This window comes from Massilia mucilaginosa (assembly GCF_011682145.1).
Taxonomy (GTDB): Bacteria; Pseudomonadota; Gammaproteobacteria; order Burkholderiales; family Burkholderiaceae_D; genus Telluria_A; species Telluria_A mucilaginosa.
In genome coordinates this window covers 41,964-62,870 of sequence record NZ_WHJH01000008.1, presented here as the reverse complement: position 1 = coordinate 62,870, position 20,907 = coordinate 41,964, and the positions used below count along the sequence as shown (strand labels likewise).

Sequence of the window (20,907 nt, the reverse complement as noted above, 5' to 3'; positions counted from 1 at the left end):
GGAAAAAAATGCGAGAACTTCGAATGAAAGACAGCGGCGCGGTCGTTACCGAAGCCGCCTACAAGGACCACTACCCACGCGTGTCGTTCGCCTTCGACTGGGAACCGCTCGACGCCGACTGGATCGTGCCGACGGCGCCGCCGGCGGCGCCAGCCGGCCTGCAGGCAATCCGCAACGGCGTCGAGCCGGCCGGCAGTCACTGGCAGCAAGCGTGGCAGCTGGCGCCGGCGCCGGTACCGGTCTCGGTCTCGATGCTGGGCCTGCGCCTGGCGCTGATCGGGGCCGGTCACATGGCAACCGTCAACGCCGCCCTGGCCGAGGCCGGCGGCACCGACGGCGAACAGGCGCGCGCCATGTTCGAATTCGCCACCAGCCTGCGGCGCGACCATCCCCTGGTCGAACGCGTGCGCCAGGCGCTGCGGCTCGAACCGGCCGCCATGGACGTGCTGTTCAGCGAAGCCGCCAGTTTCGAGTAAACCAACGCCACATCACCGGGAGGATCAGGCCCGCGCCTGCCTCCCGTCACCGACCTGCCCGCGCGGCACGGTCGCTAACGCATCAATGACCAGCAGGCCAAGGGGAGCCAATGGAACACATCAAAAATATGTTCGACGGCATTTCATACGGGCTTGCTGTCACCGCGTTTTTCGGATTTCTGCCGCCGCTGGCGGCGCTCGTATCGATCTTGTGGATCGGATTCCAGTTCTATCACTCGGCGCCCATGAAGGCGCACCGCGCCAAACGGGGACGAAGAAAATGGGATTAATCCGCGACTGGCCCAGGGTGCTGCACAAAGCCTGGAGCCTGAAATTTACCGCCGCCGCCGGCCTGCTCGGCGCCGCCGAGGTCTTCATCGCCATCGCCCAGCCATCGGACGTGCCGAACGGCGTGTTCGCCGGCATCGGCGCGCTGGTGTCGTTGCTGGCGTTTGTGGCGCGCCTGATGGCGCAGGAGGAACTGCGCGATGGCCAGCGTTAAACAGCGTGGGCTGGTGCGCGATCGCGGTCACGCTGGTCGGCGGCGTCGAGGGCTTGCGCCTGTCCGCCTGGCTTGACCCGGTCGGCATTCCCACCATCCGCTTTGGCGAAACCAAGGGCGTGCGCCTCCGCCAGCGCGCCACGCCGGCGCAGTCGGCCAGGGGCTGGTGCCGGCAATCGGGCGCACCACGGGCGGCTCGACCGTCGATGATTATTCCGGTTTTTATACAGACTTTTCAATGGTGGTTACCTATCCGCACTACCACCTTTGCAACCTTGAAATTGAAGGACCCTCCCAATGACGATCACTGCCATCCCACCACTGGACCGCACCGCGCCGACTTTCCGTGCCGACTGCGACACCTACTTCGCCACCAGCATCCCGAACTTCACTACGGAGATCAATGCGCTGACGCTCGATCTCAGCGGCAAGCAGGACACCGCGAGCAAGGCTGTCGCCAGCGTGACCGAGTCGGCAAAAATTGCGACAGCCAAAGCGGGCGAGGCCGGCACCAGCGCCGCTAACGCGGCGGCGAGCGCCAAGACCGCGTCCGACAACGCGGCGGCGGCGGCGGCCAGCGCGGCGACGATCGGCGTCACGGCCGCATTCTCGGATGCGAATCCGATAGTGAAGAATGCTGCTGATAATACGAAGCAAGGCAAATTCAAAGCCGACCTTATTTCGCCCGGTGTGACGCGCGAATATCAAATGCCGGATAAGAATGGCCGGCTCGCATTAATTGACGATACCGCGTTGGTATTACTGGCTTCAGTCGTTCCAGCCGCTAGTGCTTTGACCATTGATTTTCTAAACATCTTCTCTTCCGCTTACGATAATTACTTGATCAAAATCAGGACGATGGAAGGGTCAGGCACCCCCGGTGAGCATGTTCGTCTCCGCTTCGCTGTTGCCGGGATTGTTGATGCAAATTCCAGGTATCCGTGGAATTCGCTTGATAGCGGCACAGGAACCGGCATGCAGACAGATACGTCGGGCCGCGTATTGGCCGCCTTGTATAACGCATCCATGTTCGGTGAAATAAACATCTTCAACGCAAATGGAACTAACACCGCAAAAGGCTGGTCTGCTAACAGCAGTGTTAACAATTCGAATAGCCCAGGCGTGAACAACTCGGCAGGCTTTTACCTCGGAGCAAGTGCAATCAGTGGATTTCGCTTATTTGTACCCGGGGGCGTGTACGCCAAATTTCTGGCAAAAGGCAGCATCGAAGTTTATGGCTATAAAAAGGTGATGTGATGAGCGAAGAATATATTGTGTGCGGCTGGGATAAAGACATCGGCAGTTTCACCCGCCCGATGAGCGAAGAAGAAATTGCGCAGGTTCACGCGGATCGAGCGGCGGCCGCCGTGCCGGTGGTGCCGCCGTCCGTGCCGATGCTCAATGCCCGCCTCGCGCTCATCGCTGCCGGGCACATGGCAGCGGTGAAGACGTTTGTCGATGCGATGCCGGGCGTCGATGGCGAGCAGGCGCGCGCGTACCTCGAGTATGCGCAGAACGTCCGGCGCGACCACTGGCTGGTCGAAGGCATCCGGCAGGTGCTCGACCTCACGCCGGCCGACATCGACACCTTGTTTATCACCTCCGCCTCGATCGACTGAGCGCGCGCACGTCAGCGCCGGCCGCCTTCGGGCGGTTTTTTTATGCCGCTTCGCCGGCACGACGCGGTTCGCAAACATCTCGCGCCTGATGGCGCAGAAAGAACTCCATGGTAATGACCAATCCACGGCGCGCCGGCTGGGTCGCGCTCGCGCTCACGATGGTGGCCGGCTTCGAAGGGCTGCGCCAGGCGGCCTACCTTGACCCGGTCGGCATTCCCACCATCTGCTTCGGCGAAACCAAGGGCGTGCGCCTCGGCCAGCGCGCCACGCCGGCGCAATGCGAGGCCATGCTGGCCGACTCGCTGGCGATCGCCAACCGCGCGGTCGACGCCTGCATCCGCGCGCCGCTGGGCGACTACCGGCGCGCCGCGCTGGTCTCGTTCGCCTACAACGTCGGCCAGGCGAACTTATGCAGCTCCACGCTCGCCCGCAAGATGAATGCCGGCGACACGGTCGGCGCCTGCAACGAGCTGCCGCGCTGGAACCGGGCCAAGGGCATCGTCTTGCCCGGCCTGACCAGGCGGCGCGCCACCGAGCAAGCGATGTGCCTGGGAGCGCTGCCATGAACGCGCTCTTGTGGAAACCCATCGCCGCCGTCCTGCTGCTGGTGCTTGGCATGGCCAGCGTGGCCAGCGGCACCGGCTGGTTCCTGGCGCTGCGCGAGCGCGATAGCGCCCTTGCCGAGCTGCGTACGGAGCGCGGCCAGCGTGCCGCCTGCGGCGCCGCGCTCGACCAGCAAAACAGCGCCATGGTGGAACTGGCCGGGCAGAAGGCGGCCGCCGACCTGCGCGGCCAGGCCGCGCGCCAGCTCGCCGCGGCCGAGGGCAAGCGTTTCGACCAGGCGCTGGCGCAAGTGCGCGATGCCAGGGCCACCACCTGCGCCGAAGCCATGCCTGCGGTCAACATGATCCTGGAGTCCATCCGATGAGTTCAACGTTCTTGCGCTGGCGCAGGTATTGCCTGCTGGCGTTGCTGATGCTGCTGCTGCTGCCCTTGGTCGGCTGCGCCAGCGCCGGGCCGGCCATCCAGACAGTCCGCGTGCCGGTGCGCTCGCCCTGCATCGGGGCGTTGCCGCCGCGCCCGCTGTTCGCTACCCAGACCCTCAGGCCCGGCGCCAGCGACGGCGAGAAGGTGCTGGCCATCGCGCGCGACCTGCCACTGCACCTCAAGTACGAGAGTGCGCTCGAAGCCGCCCTCGCTGCTTGCCTGTAAGCAGGCGGCGGGCCGCCGTCGCCGTCCGCACGCCACCCATCCCCACCATTCCAGCCTGTTCCGCGCTGCTTCAAGCACGTCCGTTTGAGGCCGCGCAAGGCCGCCCCCGGCGTCCTCTGATAATGATGCCTCCTGGCATGCATGGCAACTCTGTTAGTCACCGCACAGTGAGCGAAGAGCAATCGTTATATTTTTTGTATTCGGCACCAAGAACAGGTGTCACCACCGCGCTGGTATAAAACTTTTAGAGGAAATGGATCATGGACAATCAAAAATCGAATGGCGGCAACGCAAGCAATCTGGGTAACGAAGGTTCGGGCAGCAGCATGGGCAAGGATCTTGGCGCCGGCCGCAGCGAGAATAACAAGCCCAATGACAACAACAAGGGCAGCGATCTGAGCAAAAGCGCGGCCGACATGCACAACACCATCGACAAGGCCGCCGACGCCGCCCAGCCAGTGGTGGACCGCCTGGCCTCCAGCGCCCACGCCGGCGTCGACAAAGTCAGCGGCGCCCTGAGCGGCGTGACAGGGCGCGTCGATGAAAAAACCCGTCAGCTGACCGACGCCTACAAAAACTTCGCAGAAACCGGCCGCGACTATGTCCGCACCAGCCCGGCGACCTCGGTCCTGGTCGCGCTGGGCATCGGCTACACGCTGTCGAAACTGCTGGGCCGCCGTAACTGATCTGCGCTGTCATGCGCTGGCATGGTCCCGGCCGGCTCACGCCGTCCGGGCCAGCCCCGTACGTCCCCACACTCTTGTTTTGATCGTTTCGCTACCGTGCCCTGGCAGGGTAGTGTCGCATTCCCGCGCCGGTCTCTCGTCCCACCTATTTTAGTTGAGGTATTTAATGGTCACACGTAAGAAAACTGGCTCCTCGGAAGATGGCGCCGGCTCCGTTCTGAGCACCGTCTCGGGACCGTCCAACGCCCAGCCGCCTGGCAGCCTCGGCAGCAGCGATCCGATCGCCGAACAGTTGCTCGTCAAAACCGTCGGCGGTCAGCAGCTGGCGGCAGCGATGCCGTTCAACCCGAACAAGCCGGCCGAGTACGGCGACGCCTCGCGCACGCCGCCAGCCGGCGCGACGGCCGAGCCATCGACCCCGCTCGCCACCGGCAGCACCCCGACCGAAACCATCGCCTCCGATAAACTCGGCAGCGGCGTGCCGGCGCCGGGCGCGAACCCGACCGTAGGCCCGCTCGACCGCGTGCGCGTCGACGGCGGCGGACAACGCCTGACCACCAACCAGGGCGTACCGATCGCCGACAACCAGCATTCGCTCAAGATCGGCCTGCGTGGCCCGACCGCGATGGAAGACTTTATTCTGCGCGAAAAAATCACCCATTTCGACCATGAGCGCATTCCCGAGCGCGTGGTGCACGCGCGCGGCTCGGCCGCCCACGGCTATTTCGAGGCCTACCAGGACATGAGCGCAGTGACGCGCGCGTCCTTGTTTTCCCAGCCCGGCAAGCGCACTCCCGTGTTCACCCGGTTTTCGACCGTGGCCGGCGAACGAGGTTCCTCCGATACCGTGCGCGATGTGCGCGGTTTCGCCGTCAAGTTCTATACCGACGAAGGCAACTGGGATCTGGTCGGCAACAACATGCCGGTCTTCTTCATCCAGGATGCCATGAAGTTCCCCGACCTGGTGCACTCGGTCAAGCCCGAGCCGCACCATGCGATGCCGCAAGCATCGAGCGCCCACGATACCTTCTGGGACTTCGTCTCGCTGATGCCGGAATCGACCCACATGCTGCTGTGGCAAATGTCGGACCGCGCCATTCCGCGCAGCTACCGCACCATGCAGGGTTTCGGCGTGCACACTTTCCGCCTGGTCAATGCGGCCGGCGCATCGGTATTCTGCAAATTCCACTGGACCCCGCTGCAGGGCACGCACTCGCTGGTGTGGGACGAGGCCGCCAAGCTGGTAGGCGCCGATCCCGACTACCATCGGCGCGACCTGTGGGAAGCCATCGACAGCGGCAATTTCCCCGAGTGGGAGCTGGCGCTGCAGATCTTCACCGAAGAGCAGGCCGAATCGTTCGCCTTCGACGTGCTCGATCCGACCAAGATCGTGCCCGAAGAACTGGTGCCGCTCACGCCGGTGGGCAAGATGGTGCTCAACCGTAATCCGGACAACTTCTTCGCCGAAACGGAACAAGTGGCCTTCTGTACCGCCCACATCGTCCCCGGCATCGATTTCAGTAACGATCCGCTGCTGCAAGGCCGTATCCATTCCTACCTCGATACCCAGATCAGCCGCCTCGGCGGGGCCAATTTCCACGAGATCCCGGTCAACTCGCCGATCGCGCCGGTGCACAACAACCAGCGCGACGGCATGCACCGCCAGGCCATCCACCGCGGCCGCGTCAGCTACGAGCCGAACTCGCTGGGCGGCGGTTGCCCGTTCCAGGCCGGCATGAAAAGCGGCTTCACCAGTTTTCCGCAGACCATCTCGGAAGACAAGGTGCGCGGCAATCCTGAACTGTTCGCCGATCACTATTCGCAGGCGCGCCTGTTCTTCAACAGCCAGAGCCCGGTCGAACAGGCCCACATTGCCGCCGCCTTCCGCTTCGAGCTGACGCGGGTGCAAACACCGGCCGTGCGCGAGCGCGTGCTGGCCACCCTGGCCAATGTGAATCCGGTGCTGGCCGGTACCGTTGCCGATGGCCTGGGCATGGATGTGCCGGCACCGCTGCCGCTGGCGACCGACCGTCCGATGCACGAGTACGAGCCGTCGCCGGCCCTCTCGCTGCTCAGCCGTCCGGGTGAAACCGGGATCCGCACGCGCAAGGTGGCGCTGCTGGTCGCCAACGGGGTCGACGGCGCCATGGTGCGCGCCATCTACCGTTCGCTGCTGGAAGATGGCGCCGTACCGCGCCTGGTCGGCAGCCAGCTGGGCAAGGTCAAGACCAGCGACGGCGGCACCCTCGACGTGGAAATCACGCTCGAAGCCGGCCCGTCGGTCCTGTACGACGCGGTGGTCGTGCCCGATGGCGATGCCGTCACTGTTCTCGGCCGCGATGCCCACGCGCTCGACTTCGTGCGCGAGCAATATCGTCACTGCAAGCCGATCCTGGTGGTCGGGGCCGGTGCCGGACTGTTGAAGAAGGCGGGCGTGCCGCCGGCCTTGCCGGACGGTTCGGCCGACCCGGCGCTGATCGGCACCGAAGGTGGCGCCCTGACTGCGGCCTTGACGGCATTCAAGACGGCGCTGGCGGGTCACCGCTCTTTCGCGCGCGAAACTGATCCGCCGAAAGTGTAAGCACGGCGTACAAGGTTCAGCCAAAAAAAAACGCCAGCAATGCTGGCGTTTTTTTCGGCTGAAACCGCGGTGCGGATCAGCGGAAAGTGTCGTGCTCGCCTTTGCGGCGGCGCGACATGAAGCCGATCAGGCCCAGGCCGGCCAGCAGCATGGCGTAGTTTTCCGGTTCCGGCACGGGCGTGGTCGGTACCTGGAAGGCGGTCTTGCTGACGTCGCGCGCGAAGATGGTCAGGTTCGAGTAATCCGACAGCCTGCCGCCGCCGTTGAGCGCATTCAGGGTCCAGTTGCCGCTGGTTTTGGCACCGGCGCCGAGGACGTCGTTATCGAACAGCCAGGCCGAACTGCCGCCGCCGGTGTGCATCGCAAACACCAGGTCGAGCTTGACGTTGTTGTTCAGGTCGTTGTTGGCCACAGTCCACGAACCATGGCGGCCGTCGGTCTTGTCGAAGGTGAAGGTCAGGCTGGTGCCCAGCTTGCTGGTCGAGATGGCCACGCCGTTGTCGGCGCCGCTGCCGAAGGCGGCGATCGAGGTCCAGCCCTGTTTCGAGCCGTACAGCGCAAAGTCGCTGGCGAAACCGCTGCTGCCGCCTTTGGTGGCGTTGCCGCTCTGGGGATTGACGCCGACGGCATAGTCGACCATATCGGCGCCCGCGCCGTTGAGGGTGACGTCGCCTTTGGCGGTGTTGCCGGCACTGCCATTGGCAGCGTGTGCGCCGGTGGCGGACAGCACGGTAGTGAAGAGCGCCGCGCCCAGGCTAATCGTTTTGGCAATGTTTTTCATGTCGTTTCCGATGTTTAAGAAAGTGATGGAGAAAGCATTGCGGGGGTTAGGCAGCGCTTGAAGCAAATGCGGAACTACAGGACCAATGGTACCCCATGTATTGATGAGATTCAAGGGAGAATGTTATTTACATGCAATTATACTGACTTGAATGCAACTTTATCGTCTTGGTATCTTGTCATGATGCAACTTCAGTGCAATGCGAAAATTGCTGGACCGGCCTCAACGGCGGGCTGCGCGCGGCGCGCCGGCTGAGCGGCTGGGGGCCATGGAAGTCCCCGCATGGCATGTTCGACGTTGTTGCAGCCCAACAAAAACGCCAGCACGAGGCTGGCGTTTTGAACCTGTGCGGCGCAGCGATCAGCTGAACAGCGGCTGTGCGGCCTTGCGGCGGCGCGTCATGAAACCGACCAGGCCCAGGCCGGCCAGCAACATGGCATAGGTTTCCGGTTCCGGTACCGGGGTGGTCGGCACCTCGAAGGCGGTCTTGCTGACATCGCGCGCGAAAATGGTCAGGTTCTCGTAGCCGGCCTTGTTGCCGAACAGCGCCAGGCCGTTGAAGGTCCAGCTGCCATTGCTGGTCGAGGCGGCGCCGATGGTTTCGTTGTCGAACAGGAAGGCCGAGCTGCCCATGCCGCCGTACATGGCGAACACCAGGTCCAGCTTGACGTTGTTCCTGGCATCGTTGTTGGCGACGGTCCACGAACCATGGCGGCTGTCGGACTTGTCGAAGGTGAAGGTCAGGTTGGTGCCCAGCTTGTTCGTGCTGACCGAGACGCCATTGTCGGCGTGGCTGCCGAAAGCGGCGATCGAGGTCCAGCCCTGCTTCGAGCCGTACAGCGCGAAGTCGCTGGCAAAGCCGCCGCTGCCGCCCTTGGTGACGAAAAAGCCCTGGGGATTGACCAGCACAGCGTAGTCGACCGCGTCGGCGCCGGCGCCGTTGAGGGTGACGTCGCCCTTGGCGGTCGTGCCGTTCCAGGTTGCCTGCGCGCTTGAGGCGAACAGCAGGGAGGTGCACAGTGCCGCGCCCAGGGTAAGATTTTTAGCAATGTTTTTCATGTCGTTTCCGGTGACGGGGATTGGAGGAAGAAGCATTGCGGGGATGAGGCAAGGCTTGCTGCAAATGCAGGAACGGGGCACATCATAGCGCGTATATTGCTGTTTTTCAAGCAAGAAAGTTATATTGGTGCAATTTAACTGATAAAAACACAACGCAAGCGCGTATTAGTGTTTCCAAAAAGAAAAACGCCAGCGCGAGGCTGGCGTTCGATGAGGACAGGCTTGCCGCTCTATTTGGACAAATCGAGCGCCGCTGTGCGGTGCACCACGGCCTTGTCCCGGCGCAGACGCTGCATGCCACGCTTGAGCAAGTGTTCCAGGTCATCGATATAGGTGAACACGGCCGGCACCACCAGCAAACTGAGCAGGGTGGACGTGATCAGGCCGCCGATCACGGCAATCGCCATCGGCGAGCGGAAGCTCGGGTCGGCGCCCCAGCCGAGCGCCAGCGGCATCATGCCGGCGCCCATGGCGATGGTGGTCATGATGATCGGGCGGCTGCGCTTGTGGCAGGCGTCGACCAGCGCATCGAAGCGGCTCATGCCAGCCTCGCGCGCCAGGATCGCATAATCGACCAGCAGGATCGAGTTCTTGGTCACGATCCCCATCAGCATGATCAGGCCGATCATGGACGGCATCGACAGCGCCTTCCCGGTCAGCAGCAAGCCCACGATCGCGCCGCCGATCGACAGCGGCAGCGCCGCCAGGATGGTCACCGGCTGCATGAAGTCCTTGAACAGCAGTACCAGCACGCCGTAGATGCACAGCACCCCGATCAGCATCGCCACGCCGAAGCTGGCGAACAGCGACTGCATCTCCTGGGCGTCGCCCAGTTCCGCGATCTTCACCGACGCCGGCAGGTTTTTCAGCGAGGGCAGGGCGCGCGCTTCGTCATTGACTTCGCCCAGCGAGCGGCCCGACAGCTCCACTTCCAGGGTCACATTGCGGCTGCGATTGAGGCGGTCGATCTGCGCCGGTCCGCTTTCCATGGTGATGCTCGCCACGTTGTCGAGCATGACCGGGCCGTTCTTGCCCGGCACCGTCAGCCGTCCCAGTGCCGACAGATCGGCGCGCACCGCGTCCGGCAGCTTGACCCGGATCGGTACCTGGCGCTCGCTCAGGTTCATCTTGGTCAGTGCCGTGTCGTAGTCGCCGGCGGTGGCCACGCGCACCGTCTCGCCGATGGCGGCGGCGGTCACGCCCATGTCGGCCGCCCTGGCGAAGTCGGGCCGCACGATGATCTCCGGACGCACCAGCGACGCGCTCGAACTGACGTTGCCGATGCCCTTGAGCGTGCGCAGTTCGCGTTCGGCCTGCTGCGCCGCGGCGGTCAGCGCCACCGGGTCTTCGCTGCGCAGCACCAGCTGCATCTTCACGCCGGTATCGGCCGGGCCGACGTTGAACCTGGCGCCCGGGATCTGATCGAGCCTGGCGCGGATCTGGCGCTCCAGCTGGTCCATCGATTCCTTGCGGTCGTTGCGGTGCAGCGTGGTCAGGGTCAGCACCGCGCGCCGCGCTTCGGCCGACGCGCCCGGAGCGAAGGCGTCGCCGCTGGAGCCGCCGCCGATCGAACTGAAGACACCTTTGATGCCGGGTACTTCCATCGCCGCCAGGCGCGCCCGTTCGGCCACCACGCGCGTCTCGGCCAGGGTGGAACCGGGCGGCAGTTCGACGTTGATCATGGTCTGGGCGCGGTCGGCCGCCGGCACGAAGCCGGTCGGCAGCAGCGGCACCAGCATGATCGAGCCGACGAAGAACAGGGCCGAGGCGATCACGGTCACCAGGCGGTGGTTCAGGCACCATTGCATGGCCGCCATGTAGCGCTGCATGATCCAGCCGTCCTTTTCTTCTCCATGCGGCAGGTCTTTGAGGATGTAGGCCGCCATCATCGGGGTGAGCAGGCGCGCCACCACCAGCGAGGCCAGGATCGCCAGCACCGCGGTCCAGCCGAACTGCTTGAAGAACAGGCCCGGCACGCCGCCCATGAAGGCGGTCGGCAGGAACACCGCGACCAGCGCGAAGGTGGTGGCGATGACCGCCATGCCGATTTCGTCGGCCGCTTCCATGGCCGCCTGCATCGGGGTCTTGCCCATGCGCAGATGGCGCGAAATGTTCTCGATCTCGACGATCGCATCGTCCACCAGCACCCCCACCACCAGCGCCAGCGAGAGCAGGGTCACGGTGTTGAGGGTGTAGCCGAACAGGTACTGGCCCAAGAAAGCGGGAATCACCGACAGCGGCAGCGCGGCGGCGGCCACCAGGGTGGCGCGCCAGTCGCGCAGGAACCACCACACCACCAGCACCGCCAGGATCGCGCCTTCGTACAGCAGCTCCATCGAGCCGTCGAAGTTTTCCTGCACCGGCTGGGCGTTGTCGATCACTTCCTTCAGCGCCACGTTCGCATGCGCTGCCTGCAATTCGGCGACAGCGGCGCGCGTGCCTTCGGCCACCGCCAGTTCGCTGGCGCCCTTGGTGCGGAAAATCTCGAAACCGACCACGCGCTTGCCATCCTGCTCGGCCACCGAACGCGGCTCGGCCACGGTATCGGTCACGCTCGCGATCTGGTCCAGGCGCACGCGCCGTCCGTCCGGCAGCGGAATATCCATCGCCGCCAGTTGATCGGCCGTCTGCACGGTGGCGATGGTGCGCACCGACTGCTCGGCGCCCGAGACGTCGCCGCGTCCGCCCGGCGCTTCGCGCTGCACGCTGCGCAGCTGGCGCGACACGTCCACCGCCGCCACCTGCAAGGCCGCCATGCGCGCATCGTCGAGTTCCACCCGGATCTCGCGCTGCACGCCGCCCACGCGCTTGACCGCGCCCACGCCCGGCACGCTCAGGATGCGCTTGGCGACCGCATTGTCGACGAACCAGCTCAGTTCCTGGTCGTCCAGCGGCACGCCGCCCTTGCCCGGCGCCGCGCTGGCGCTATAGGTCAGGATCACGCGCCCGGCTGTGGAAATCTTGGTCACGGTCGGATCGCGCATTTCGGCGGGCAGGTCGGCCTTGACCCGCGCCACCGCGTCGCGCACATCGTTCACCGCTTCCGAGATGTTTTTCTCGAGGATGAATTCGACCGTCACCGTGACCACGCCATCGAGCACCTTGGTCGCGATGTTCTTCACGCCTTGCAGGGTGGCGACCGAATCCTCGATCTTGCGCGCCACCTCAGTTTCCAGCTGCGCCGGCGCGGCGCCGTCGAGCGTGGCGGTGACGCTCACGATCGGCAGTTCGATGTCCGGAAAGTCCTGCACCGGGTTGGCCTTGTAGGCCAGCAGGCCGGCCAGGGTCAGCAGCACGAACAGCATGATCGCCGGTATCGGGTTCTTGATCGACAGGGATGAAAAATTCATGGTGGTTCCTTATTTGGCCGCAGTCGCCGGCGCCTTCGCCGGGGCGGCGGCAGGCACATTGCGTACCAGGTCGCCTTCGTTCAGGAAACCCGCGCCGCTGACCACGACCAGCGAATCGGCCGTCAAGCCACGGGTCACTTCAATGCGGTCGCCCAGGCGCCGTCCGGTCTGCACCTTGAGCTGGCTGACCCGGTTGTCCTGCTGCAGGCGGAACACGTAGCTGAAGCCATCGCGCACCACCACCGCCTGCTGCGGCACGGTCATGGCGTCCGAGGTGCCCAGTTCGAACTGGCCGCTGGCGAACATGCCGGCCTTGAACGGCGCGTTGGCGCTGGTAGCCGACGGCAGGTCGACGTACACCAGCGCGGAGCGGGTCTGCGGGTCGATGGTCGGCGCGATCATGCGCACCTTGCCGGTCAGTTCGCTGCCGTTGGCCGCCTTGACCACGGCGCTGGTGCCGGGCTTGAGGCGCGCCAGTTCGGAGGCAGTGACTTCGGCGCGCCATTCCAGGCGTCCCTGGCGGATCATGCGGAACAGTTCCGTGCCCACGCCCACCACCGAACCGACGCTGGCGGTGCGCGCGGAAATCACGCCATCGTCGGGCGCCACCACCTGCGTGTATTTCAGGCGCAGCTGCTGCGCCGACAGCGCCGCCCTGGCCGAGGCGATGCGCGCCCTGGCGGTCTGCTCGGCCGTCTTGTACTGGCTGATCTGCTGGGCCGACAGCGCGCCCGAATTTTCCAGGGTGCGCGCGCGCGCCGCGTTGGCCACCGCTTCGGCGGCATTCGCCTCGGCTTCGAGCAGGGCGGCGCGCGCCTGCGCCACGTCGGCGTTGACGCTGTCGGCCGAGAACACGGCCAGCACCTGGCCTTTTTTGACCACGTCGCCGACGTTGACCTTCACATCGGTCAGGCGCAGCCCGCCCGACTCGCTGCCGATCACCGCCTCCTGCCAGGCGGCCACGTTGCCGTTGGCGCCCAGCTTGATCGCCAGGGTCGCCGGCGCCGGCCTGGTGGTGGTGACGGTCAGCGCGGGTGTGGGCGCGCTGTCTTTCTTGTCGTCGGCCGCGACCGAATCGGACGAGACGGCCAACAGGGCGCCGGTGGCCAGCACCAGGGCGCCGATCACCAGCGCGGCGGCCGGTTTCAGTTTCAGGTTTTTCAAGGTGTAGTGTGTAGGGTTTGTCATGGTGTTCTATCCGTAGTCGTGTCGGGCGGTCAGTTCGGGGTGGCGGTCCAGCCGCCGCCGGCGGCGCGGTACAGCGCCACCGAAGCGGCGCTGCGTTCGCGCTGCAAGGTCACGACCGCGTTCTCGGCGGCCAGGCGGGTGCGGCGCGCGTCTTCCAGTTCCAGCAGGCTGCCCAGTCCATTCTTGTAGCGGTCTTCGGCGGCGCGAAAGGCCGCGCGGTAGCCGTCCAGCGACACCTGCGCATCAACGCCGCGCTCGGCCGCGCTGTTCAGGTTCACCAGCGCCTGTTCGACCTCGCTCACGGCGCGCCGCGCGCTGGCGCGGTACGACACCACGGCCGCGTCGTAGCGCGCCCTGGCCGCGTCCACATTGGCGCTGCGCCGCCCGCCGTCGAAGATTGGCAGGGTCAAGGCCAGCGGGCCGATGCTCCAGGTGTCGAACTGGGTGTTGTCGCCGCCGCTGCGCAGGTTCGCCCTGCCGATCGATCCTTGCAGCGCCAGGCGCGGATAGCGCTGCGCCTGCGCGCTGCCGACCTCGAAACTGGCGGCCGCCACTTCGCGCTCGGCGGTGAAGACGTCGGGCCGCTGGGCCAGCACCTGGGCCGGCAGGGCGGCAATCGCGGGCGCCGGCGGCGCCACCGGCGTGCTGGCCAGGAGGCGCGCGCGCAGTTCGGGTTCCTCGATCGCCGTCAACGCCACCAGGGTCTTGATATCGATGTCGCACAAGGCGCGCTGCAAGGTGGCGCGGCTCTTGCCCTCGGCCGCGCTGGCGCGCGCCAGGGCCGCCGTGGCGGGCGCCTGGAAGCCGGCATCGGCCGACAGCCCGGTCAGGCGCGCCGTGTCTTCGCGCGAGGCGGCGTCCAGGCGCGCCACCGCCAGCAGTTGCTCGCACGAGCGCAGGCTGTAATACTGGTTCGCCACTTCCGCCGCCACCGCCACGCGCGCGTCGTGCCAGCTGGCGTTGGCGCCGGCCAGCCGTTCCTCGGCCGCGTTGCGGGTGGCGCGCAGGCCGCCGAACAGGTCGATCTCCCAGGCGCTTTGCAGGCCGCCCTGGCTGGTGGTGCCGCCGGGCTGGGCGCCCTGCTGGTTGGCGCGGCTCACGCTCATGCTCGCGTCCAGGGTCGGCGCCAGCGCGGCGCCGGCGGCCACCCGGTCGGCGCGCGACTGCACGATGCGCGAGCGCGCCGTGGCCACGTTCGGGCTGGCCGTCTGCGCCGCCTCCACCAATTGCGCCAGCAGCGGGTCGCCCTGCTCGCGCCACCAGGCCGACAGGTCGGTCAGGCTGCCGTTGTGCGGCAGGGGCGCCTGCCATTGCGGCGCCACCGGCGCGTCGGTCTTCGCTGGCGGCGCCAGCGCGCACCCTCCCAGCGCCAGCGGCAGCAGGGCCGCGCTCAGTACATGGACGATCTTCATGCTTTCTTCTTTCGTGGTGTTTTTTTAATCGGCTTGACCGGTTCTGCGGCGCCGGCCTTGCGGCGCGCCAGTTCGGCATTGACCATCGCTTCGCCGTAGTCGACCAGGCGCGCCATCCAGGCATCGATGGCGGCGTCGTTTTCCAGCAGGTGCGGGTTGATGCGGTCGATCACGTCGCGCGTGACCATCAGCTGCACCGCCAGGCCGACCACCGAGAAGCCCAGGCGCAGCAGGTCGTCGTCGGGCGTGGCCAGGCCCAGGTGGCGGCCCAGCACCATCACCAGCGCGGCGTGGGCCGGCTTGATGCCGTTGTCGATTTCTTCTGCCCATACGCCGGTCGGTTCGAGCATCTCGCGAAACCACAGCCGCATCGACAGGCGCGCCATGTCGCCGCGTTTCAGGTCGGCCATCATGATGCCGTAGAAGCCTTCGAGCGTTTCGCGCAGGGTGGCGTCGGTTGCGGTGAACCTCTCCAGATTGGCCTCGCAGCCGGGCGACGGTTCGGTGAAGGCGGCGCGGTACAAGCCGGCCTTGTCGCCGAAGTAGTAGCTGATCGACGCAATGTTGGTGCCGGCGGCCAGCGCGATCTCGCGGGTGGAGGTTTTGGCGAAGCCCTGCTCGGCGAACAGGCGGGTCGCCGCCAGCAGCAGCCGCTCGCGCGACTGGGCGCCGTCCGAGCGCGTGCGGCGCGCATCCTCGGCCAGTAAAGTTGGTGTTTTTTCCATTCCGCGATTTAATCACGAAAATCAAACGATTGATATAACTAAAGCGTTCGTTTTAACTAAACCGGCAAATCTTTACATTTGAGTTACATTGTGGTCTATCTTGTGTGCAAATTAACGGGAACTTTTCACCGCTTGAGGCGCAATACCTGTAAGGCGGGGATGTTCCCGGCCACTTTTCGATCGGCCCGCCCATGAAACGCACTGTCTTCGCCCTGTTCGCCGCCGCCGCGCTGGCCGGCGCGCGCGCCGCGCCGCTGCCGCCCGGCCAGGAGGCCGCCCATGTACTGAACCGTATCGCTTTCGGTCCCGCTCCGGGCGACCTGGAACGCGTGACCCGCGGCGGCGTGCGCGCCTATATCGACAGCCAGCTGGCCCCCGAATCGATCGCCTTGCCGGCCGCGCTGAGCGAGCGCCTGGCCGGCCTGGAAACGCCCAACCGCAGCGCCGGCAAGACCCTGGCCGAATTCGAAGAAGCGCGCCGCAACGCGCGCGACGAAACGCCGGCCGCCCAGGAGCTGCGCCGCGCGCGCGTGGCCCGCATCGCCCGCGAAACGGCCGAAGCCCGCCTGCTGCGCGCCATCGCCAGCCCGCGCCAGCTCGAAGAAGTGATGGTCGACTTCTGGTTCAACCATTTCAACGTGGCCGCCTCCAAGGGCAATGTGCAGGCGCTGGTGGCCAGCTACGAGCGCGATGCGATCCGCCCGTACGTGTTCGGCTCCTTCCGCCAGATGCTGGGCGCCACCGCCAGGCACCCGGCCATGCTGTACTACCTCGACAACTACCTGTCCGCCGCTCCCGCGCCGGCCAAAGCCAGGGCGCGCGCGCGCGGCCTGAACGAAAACTACGCGCGCGAGCTGATGGAACTGCACACGCTCGGCGTGGACGGCGGCTACAGCCAGCGCGACGTGACCGAACTGGCGCGCATGCTGACCGGCTGGACCTACGACCAGCGCGCCCTGATCGGCGCGGACCAGCTATTCCGCTTCGATCCCAAGCGCCACGACCAGGGCGCCAAGACCTGGCTGGGACGCGCGGTGCCGGCCGACGGCCAGCAAGAAGGAGAAATGGCGCTCGACGTGCTGGCCATGCACCCGGCCACGGCGCGCCACCTGAGCTACAAGCTGGCCCAGTATTTCGTGCGCGACGACCCGCCGGCGGCCCTGGTCGAGCGGCTGGCGGCAAGCTGGCAAGCCAACGGCGGCGACATTCGCGGCGTGCTGCGGGTGCTGTTCGCCAGCGAGGAATTCATGGCCCCGGCCGCGGTCGGCGCCAAGTTCAAGACCCCGTATCAATATGTGGTGTCGGCGGCGCGCGCCAGCGCCACGCCGCCGGGCGACATCGGCCCGCTGCTCGGCACCCTGACCCAGCTCGGCATGCCGCTGTACGGTTGCCAGACCCCGGACGGCTACAAGAATACCGAGGCGGCCTGGATGAACCCGCACGCGCTGACGCGGCGCATCGTGTTCGCCACGGCGCTCGGCGCGGGGCGGCTGGCGCTGGCCAAAGGCGCGCCAGTGGTGGCGCTGGAGGATGCCAGTTCGGTCACGCCGGCGCCGCTCGACCCGCTGCTGCTGGCGTCGACCCTGGGTGCTTCGGTGTCGCCGCGCACCCAGGAGCTGGTGGCGGCGTCGCCGGTCGCCCTGCGCGCGGCGATGCTGCTCGGCGGGCCCGATTTCATGCAGCGCTAACACTACTCGGAGAGACGCATGCAACGCAGAGACTTTTTATCCTCGATGGCGCTGGGCGCCAGCCTGCTGGTGCCGGTCGGGCGCAGCGCCTGGGCCGCCAGTGGCACCAGCGCCACGCGCCAGAAACTGATCGTCGTGATGCTGCGCGGCGCCGTCGATGGCCTGAACGTGGTCGCGCCCGTGGGCGACGCCAACTACCGGCGCCTGCGCCCGACCATCGGGCTGGAATTGCCTGGCGTGGAGGGAGGAGCGCTCGACCTGGACGGCTACTTCGGCCTGCATCCGGCGCTGGCGCCCTTGATGCCGCTGTGGCGGCAAAAGCAGCTCGCGTTCGTGCATGCCAGCGGCTCGCCCGACGAGAGCCGTTCGCACTTCGACGCGCAGATCTATATGGAGACGGCCACGCCGGGCCGCAAAAGCACGCCGGATGGCTGGATGAACCGGCTGGTGACGGCGCTGCCGGGCGATTCCGCGGCCAGCCGCGCCATCAGCATCGGCCCGCTCATGCCGCGCATCCTGAGCGGGCCGGCGGCGGCCATCAACCTGCCCAACGGCGCCGGGGCGACGCGCGCCGATGTACTCGACCGCCCGGCGGTGGGCGCCGCGTTCGACCAGCTGTATGCCTCGCACGCGCGCTTCGGGCGCGCCTACAGCGAGGGCAGGGTGGCGCACAAGGAGGTGATGCAGGCGGCGATGAGCCAGGAAATGCGGGCAGCCGACAACGGCGCGCCTTTGCCGAATGGTTTTCCGGACGATGCGGCGCGGCTGGCGGGCCTGATGCGCGGCGATGCGCGCATGCAGGTGGCGTTTATCGCGCTGGGCGGGTGGGACACGCATGCCAACCAGGGCGCGGCGAGCGGCCAGCTGGCCAACCGGCTGGCGCCTGTGGGGCTGGGACTGGCGACGCTGGCGCAGCGCCTCGGGCCGCTGTTCGAGCATACGACCATTATCGTGATGTCTGAATTTGGGCGCACCGCGCGCCAGAACGGCAACGCCGGCACCGACCATGGGCATGGCAACGCCATGTGGCTGCTGGGCGGGCGGGTGGCCGGCGGCAAGGTGTATGGCGACTGGCAGGGCGTGGGCGACGACGCGCTCAACGAAGGGCGCGACCTGCCGGTGACCACCGATTTCCGCTCGGTGCTGGCGCAGGTGGCCGAAAAACACCTGCGCTTGCCGGATGGGCAACTGGCCAAGTTGTTTCCAGACATGCCGCGCCAGGGGCTGGGGTTTCAATTATTGCAAGTGTAGGGTGAAATGTTTGTATCCGTAGCGCAACACCGTAAAACTACCGTATTGCAGCGCACCATAAATGAGAATATAGTGGACTTGTCTCCTCCAGTTTTCTCAGAAGATTGGATTGCCGCCCGCACCGTCAAGGTCGCGGGCGTTTTTTTAGCGTTTTTCGCGCAAAGCGAGGGTGAAGGTGCTGCCGGTGCCGTAGTCGCTGGTGAAATACAGGTTCCCGCCCAGCAGATTGGCCAGGTTCTGGCACAGGTACAGCCCCAGTCCCGCTCCTTCGGCATGCCGGGTCGAGGTCGAATCGAGCTGCGAAAATGCCTGGAACAGCTTCGACTGGTCTTCCGGCTTGATGCCGGCCCCGCTGTCGCTCACACTGAACTCCGTGAGCAGCCCGCTGGCGTCGAGCCGCTGCGACAAGGCCACCTTCACCGATCCCTGGTCCGTAAACTTGATCGCGTTGTTAACCAGATTGATAATAATCTGGGTCAGCGCGCGCCGGTCCGAATCGATCACGATCGCTTCGAGCGGCAGCTCCACCGACAGCGACAGCCCCTTTTGCGCGGCCAGCGGACGCAGGGTGTCGGCCGTATGGTTCAGCAGGTCCTGGCACTGCACCCGCTCCAGTGCCAAGGTCACCTTGCCGGCTTCGATCTTGGCCACATCGAGGATGTCGTTGATCAGCGATAGCAGATGGCGCGCGCTCGAACGGATGGTGTTGAGCTGCTTGTCCTGATCCGGCGTGAGCGGGCCGGGAAGCTTCATCAGCAGCGCCCCGGTAAAGCCGATGATGGCATTGAGCGGCGTGCGCAGCTCGTGCGACATATTGGCGATAAAGGCCGACTTCATGCGGCTCGCCTCGGCCAGTTCCAGGTTCTTGTGCGCGATTTCGCGGTTGATGGTTTCGAGTTCGGCCGCGTGGTGCGCCAGGCGCATATTGAGTTCGATCACCTGGCGCTCGCGCGCCTGCAGCTCGCTGTTGACCTGCACCGCTTGCTCGTAGGTCGAAATGAGCAGGTCCAGGATTTGCTGGCGCCCGGCGTTGATGAAGTGCTTCTGGTTGCCGAGATAAAGCGCGATGCCCGCCTCCACCTCCGGCGGCGGCCCTTCGCGCAGGCGCAGGTTGAGCAGCATGTGGCTGATCCTGCTGAGCAGGTAATCCTCGGCATACGGCTTGCGCACGAAATTATCGGCGCCGCACTCGATGCCGCGGATGATGTCCTTGGGGTCGTTCAGCGCCGTCACCAGGATCACCGGGATGTCGCGCAGGGCCGGGTCGGACTTGATGATGTGGCAAAGTTCGTAGCCGTCCATCTCGGGCATGATGATGTCCGACAGGACCAGGTCGGGCTTTTGCTCGCGGATCAGGGCAAGCGCCAGCTGGCCGTTCAGGGCCACGCGCACCTGGTACGACTTGGACTGGATCAGCCGCCGCAGCCGCTCGGCCTGGGTCGGGCTGTCTTCGACGATCAGTATCTCGAATTCTTCTGGCTGGATTTGGTACGTCGAGTCCACGACATGGCTCCTTGCACGGCGGCTGCGTTGCACACGACTATATCGGATTTATCGCCCCACATGGTAAATTTACAGATACGATAATGTCACTGTTTTTTACTCCGTGTCGCCCTGGAAGCCTCCCGTGCGCCAGGTCAGCACCAGGGTATCGCGGTGGCCGTTCTCGCCATCGGGCTGGATCGGGGTCGATTCGTGGATGACGGTGGCGTCGTCGAGCAGGATCAGGGTCCATGGTTCGAGCATGGTGAAGCGCTTTCCATCCGGGCCGGCGGCTTCGAAAATGCGCGTCTCGCCACCTTTGATATGGCTGCGCCCGACCAGCAGCACGGCCACGAAGTCGACGCCGTCGCGGTGCGCGCCTTCCGGGGTGGGGCGGCCGATGCCTTCGAGCGTATCGATGCGGAACTGGTGCGCTTCCACGTACCAGGGCTGCGCCGGGCGCACGCGCGAACAGACGTCGCCCAGGGCGCGCAGCAGCTTGCCCCACGCCGGCAGCGCCACCGTGCTTGGCTCGACCGGTTCGAACAGGCGGTGCATGCCGCCGTGCAGGGCGTTGTATTCGATCGGCTGCCAGTGCGCGCGGTGCGCGGTCTGGGTCAGCGTGGCGCCGTCCTGGATGAAGCAGGAGTGGCGCCGGCGCCGGTAATTGCCACCGTCCTTGAGGTAGTTGTCGGGCGCAAGCTGGTCCCAGCTGGCGACCAGGGTGTTCAGGTCATCAAGGCCGCAGCCGGCCAGCGAGGCCACATCGGCGGGGCGCAGCAGGGCGTAGCCGCTGGTGCGCAGCGCGCTTGTGAGTTGGGAGATATCGTTAAATGGCGGTGCGTGTGTTGTCATCCCGATAGCGTAGCATTTTTCGCCACCGGCCGTCGGGAGT

General features: G+C 65.8%; 20 protein-coding genes. 12 read left to right on the top strand and 8 right to left on the bottom strand.

The window, feature by feature from the left end; translation table 11 throughout:
- Positions 1-8 precede the first annotated feature (8 nt).
- The 10 genes from F2P45_RS09735 to F2P45_RS09690 all read left to right on the top strand — a co-directional run bounded on the left by F2P45_RS09735 (position 9) and on the right by F2P45_RS09690 (position 7,076).
- Entirely contained in the window at positions 9-476 is a 468-nt protein-coding gene (locus F2P45_RS09735) for a hypothetical protein (protein WP_166873479.1), read from the top strand.
- 110 nt (positions 477-586) lie between these two features.
- Positions 587-766: a hypothetical protein gene (locus tag F2P45_RS09730; RefSeq protein WP_166873476.1), complete on the top strand. Its 180-nt coding sequence runs from the start codon at positions 587-589 to the stop codon at positions 764-766.
- The gene (locus tag F2P45_RS09725) at positions 757-978 is read left to right on the top strand and encodes a DUF7940 domain-containing protein (RefSeq protein ID WP_166873473.1); all 222 of its coding nucleotides are present in this window, start codon (positions 757-759) and stop codon (positions 976-978) included. The genes F2P45_RS09730 and F2P45_RS09725 overlap by 10 nt, the downstream gene beginning before the upstream one ends.
- A gap of 297 nt (positions 979-1,275) precedes the next feature.
- Positions 1,276-2,235 (top strand): hypothetical protein, encoded by a 960-nt coding sequence (locus F2P45_RS09720; RefSeq protein WP_166873366.1) that lies wholly within the window; start codon positions 1,276-1,278, stop codon positions 2,233-2,235.
- Complete coding sequence (locus F2P45_RS09715; RefSeq protein ID WP_166873470.1) at positions 2,235-2,597, top strand: hypothetical protein; 363 nt, start codon at positions 2,235-2,237, stop codon at positions 2,595-2,597. Before F2P45_RS09720 ends, F2P45_RS09715 begins: the two co-directional genes overlap by 1 nt.
- Positions 2,598-2,704: 107 nt before the next feature.
- Positions 2,705-3,163, top strand: coding sequence for a lysozyme (locus tag F2P45_RS09710; protein ID WP_229504999.1), 459 nt, complete (start codon positions 2,705-2,707; stop codon positions 3,161-3,163).
- Complete coding sequence (locus tag F2P45_RS09705; protein WP_166873467.1) at positions 3,160-3,525, top strand: hypothetical protein; 366 nt, start codon at positions 3,160-3,162, stop codon at positions 3,523-3,525. The genes F2P45_RS09710 and F2P45_RS09705 overlap by 4 nt, the downstream gene beginning before the upstream one ends.
- Positions 3,522-3,809 carry a hypothetical protein gene (locus F2P45_RS09700; RefSeq protein ID WP_166873464.1) on the top strand — a complete coding sequence of 96 codons (288 nt, stop codon included), beginning with the start codon at positions 3,522-3,524 and terminating at the stop codon, positions 3,807-3,809. Before F2P45_RS09705 ends, F2P45_RS09700 begins: the two co-directional genes overlap by 4 nt.
- 260 nt (positions 3,810-4,069) lie before the next feature.
- Positions 4,070-4,495, top strand: a complete 426-nt coding sequence (locus F2P45_RS09695; protein WP_229504998.1) for an ElaB/YgaM/YqjD family protein — start codon at positions 4,070-4,072, stop codon at positions 4,493-4,495.
- Positions 4,496-4,661: 166 nt separating this feature from the next.
- Positions 4,662-7,076: a catalase gene (locus F2P45_RS09690; RefSeq protein WP_166873462.1), complete on the top strand. Its 2,415-nt coding sequence runs from the start codon at positions 4,662-4,664 to the stop codon at positions 7,074-7,076.
- A gap of 76 nt (positions 7,077-7,152) precedes the next feature.
- On the opposite strand, the gene F2P45_RS36110 is transcribed toward F2P45_RS09690, so the two are convergent.
- The 6 genes from F2P45_RS36110 to F2P45_RS09660 form a co-directional block, all read right to left on the bottom strand.
- Positions 7,153-7,857 carry a PEP-CTERM sorting domain-containing protein gene (locus F2P45_RS36110; RefSeq protein ID WP_229504997.1) on the bottom strand — a complete coding sequence of 235 codons (705 nt, stop codon included), beginning with the start codon at positions 7,855-7,857 and terminating at the stop codon, positions 7,153-7,155.
- A gap of 360 nt (positions 7,858-8,217) precedes the next feature.
- Positions 8,218-8,916 carry a PEPxxWA-CTERM sorting domain-containing protein gene (locus F2P45_RS36105; protein WP_229504996.1) on the bottom strand — a complete coding sequence of 233 codons (699 nt, stop codon included), beginning with the start codon at positions 8,914-8,916 and terminating at the stop codon, positions 8,218-8,220.
- A gap of 230 nt (positions 8,917-9,146) precedes the next feature.
- Positions 9,147-12,266: an efflux RND transporter permease subunit gene (locus F2P45_RS09675; protein WP_166873459.1), complete on the bottom strand. Its 3,120-nt coding sequence runs from the start codon at positions 12,264-12,266 to the stop codon at positions 9,147-9,149.
- Between the two features lie 9 nt (positions 12,267-12,275).
- Positions 12,276-13,454, bottom strand: coding sequence for an efflux RND transporter periplasmic adaptor subunit (locus F2P45_RS09670; RefSeq protein ID WP_166873456.1), 1,179 nt, complete (start codon positions 13,452-13,454; stop codon positions 12,276-12,278).
- 29 nt (positions 13,455-13,483) lie between these two features.
- On the bottom strand, positions 13,484-14,866 hold the full coding sequence (locus F2P45_RS09665) for an efflux transporter outer membrane subunit (protein WP_166873453.1): 1,383 nt from the start codon (positions 14,864-14,866) through the stop codon (positions 13,484-13,486).
- The gene (locus tag F2P45_RS09660) at positions 14,863-15,591 is read right to left on the bottom strand and encodes a CerR family C-terminal domain-containing protein (RefSeq protein ID WP_166873450.1); all 729 of its coding nucleotides are present in this window, start codon (positions 15,589-15,591) and stop codon (positions 14,863-14,865) included. Before F2P45_RS09660 ends, F2P45_RS09665 begins: the two co-directional genes overlap by 4 nt.
- A gap of 191 nt (positions 15,592-15,782) precedes the next feature.
- On the opposite strand from F2P45_RS09660, the gene F2P45_RS09655 reads away from it, so the two are divergent.
- Together F2P45_RS09655 and F2P45_RS09650 are read left to right on the top strand one after the other, a co-directional pair.
- Positions 15,783-17,279 carry a DUF1800 domain-containing protein gene (locus F2P45_RS09655; protein ID WP_166873448.1) on the top strand — a complete coding sequence of 499 codons (1,497 nt, stop codon included), beginning with the start codon at positions 15,783-15,785 and terminating at the stop codon, positions 17,277-17,279.
- Between the two features lie 18 nt (positions 17,280-17,297).
- The gene (locus tag F2P45_RS09650; RefSeq protein ID WP_166873445.1) at positions 17,298-18,530 is read left to right on the top strand and encodes a DUF1501 domain-containing protein; all 1,233 of its coding nucleotides are present in this window, start codon (positions 17,298-17,300) and stop codon (positions 18,528-18,530) included.
- 144 nt (positions 18,531-18,674) lie between these two features.
- On the opposite strand, the gene F2P45_RS09645 is transcribed toward F2P45_RS09650, so the two are convergent.
- Both F2P45_RS09645 and F2P45_RS09640 read right to left on the bottom strand, forming a co-directional pair.
- Positions 18,675-20,033, bottom strand: coding sequence for a hybrid sensor histidine kinase/response regulator (locus F2P45_RS09645; RefSeq protein WP_166873442.1), 1,359 nt, complete (start codon positions 20,031-20,033; stop codon positions 18,675-18,677).
- A gap of 96 nt (positions 20,034-20,129) precedes the next feature.
- Complete coding sequence (locus F2P45_RS09640) at positions 20,130-20,867, bottom strand: 2OG-Fe dioxygenase family protein (protein ID WP_166873440.1); 738 nt, start codon at positions 20,865-20,867, stop codon at positions 20,130-20,132.
- Positions 20,868-20,907 lie beyond the last annotated feature (40 nt).

Excerpts from the sequence above, each read along its gene's own strand:
- F2P45_RS09735 (WP_166873479.1), top strand. The coding sequence starts at position 9 with ATGCGAGAACTTCGAATGAAAGACAGCGGCGCGGTCGTTACCGAAGCC.
- F2P45_RS09730 (WP_166873476.1), top strand. The coding sequence starts at position 587 with ATGGAACACATCAAAAATATGTTCGACGGCATTTCATACGGGCTTGCT.
- F2P45_RS09725 (WP_166873473.1), top strand. The coding sequence starts at position 757 with ATGGGATTAATCCGCGACTGGCCCAGGGTGCTGCACAAAGCCTGGAGC.
- F2P45_RS09720 (WP_166873366.1), top strand. The coding sequence starts at position 1,276 with ATGACGATCACTGCCATCCCACCACTGGACCGCACCGCGCCGACTTTC.
- F2P45_RS09715 (WP_166873470.1), top strand. The coding sequence starts at position 2,235 with ATGAGCGAAGAATATATTGTGTGCGGCTGGGATAAAGACATCGGCAGT.
- F2P45_RS09710 (WP_229504999.1), top strand. The coding sequence starts at position 2,705 with ATGGTAATGACCAATCCACGGCGCGCCGGCTGGGTCGCGCTCGCGCTC.
- F2P45_RS09705 (WP_166873467.1), top strand. The coding sequence starts at position 3,160 with ATGAACGCGCTCTTGTGGAAACCCATCGCCGCCGTCCTGCTGCTGGTG.
- F2P45_RS09700 (WP_166873464.1), top strand. The coding sequence starts at position 3,522 with ATGAGTTCAACGTTCTTGCGCTGGCGCAGGTATTGCCTGCTGGCGTTG.
- F2P45_RS09695 (WP_229504998.1), top strand. The coding sequence starts at position 4,070 with ATGGACAATCAAAAATCGAATGGCGGCAACGCAAGCAATCTGGGTAAC.
- F2P45_RS09690 (WP_166873462.1), top strand. The coding sequence starts at position 4,662 with ATGGTCACACGTAAGAAAACTGGCTCCTCGGAAGATGGCGCCGGCTCC.
- F2P45_RS36110 (WP_229504997.1), bottom strand. The coding sequence starts at position 7,857 with ATGAAAAACATTGCCAAAACGATTAGCCTGGGCGCGGCGCTCTTCACT.
- F2P45_RS36105 (WP_229504996.1), bottom strand. The coding sequence starts at position 8,916 with ATGAAAAACATTGCTAAAAATCTTACCCTGGGCGCGGCACTGTGCACC.
- F2P45_RS09675 (WP_166873459.1), bottom strand. The coding sequence starts at position 12,266 with ATGAATTTTTCATCCCTGTCGATCAAGAACCCGATACCGGCGATCATG.
- F2P45_RS09670 (WP_166873456.1), bottom strand. The coding sequence starts at position 13,454 with ATGACAAACCCTACACACTACACCTTGAAAAACCTGAAACTGAAACCG.
- F2P45_RS09665 (WP_166873453.1), bottom strand. The coding sequence starts at position 14,866 with ATGAAGATCGTCCATGTACTGAGCGCGGCCCTGCTGCCGCTGGCGCTG.
- F2P45_RS09660 (WP_166873450.1), bottom strand. The coding sequence starts at position 15,591 with ATGGAAAAAACACCAACTTTACTGGCCGAGGATGCGCGCCGCACGCGC.
- F2P45_RS09655 (WP_166873448.1), top strand. The coding sequence starts at position 15,783 with ATGAAACGCACTGTCTTCGCCCTGTTCGCCGCCGCCGCGCTGGCCGGC.
- F2P45_RS09650 (WP_166873445.1), top strand. The coding sequence starts at position 17,298 with ATGCAACGCAGAGACTTTTTATCCTCGATGGCGCTGGGCGCCAGCCTG.
- F2P45_RS09640 (WP_166873440.1), bottom strand. The coding sequence starts at position 20,867 with ATGACAACACACGCACCGCCATTTAACGATATCTCCCAACTCACAAGC.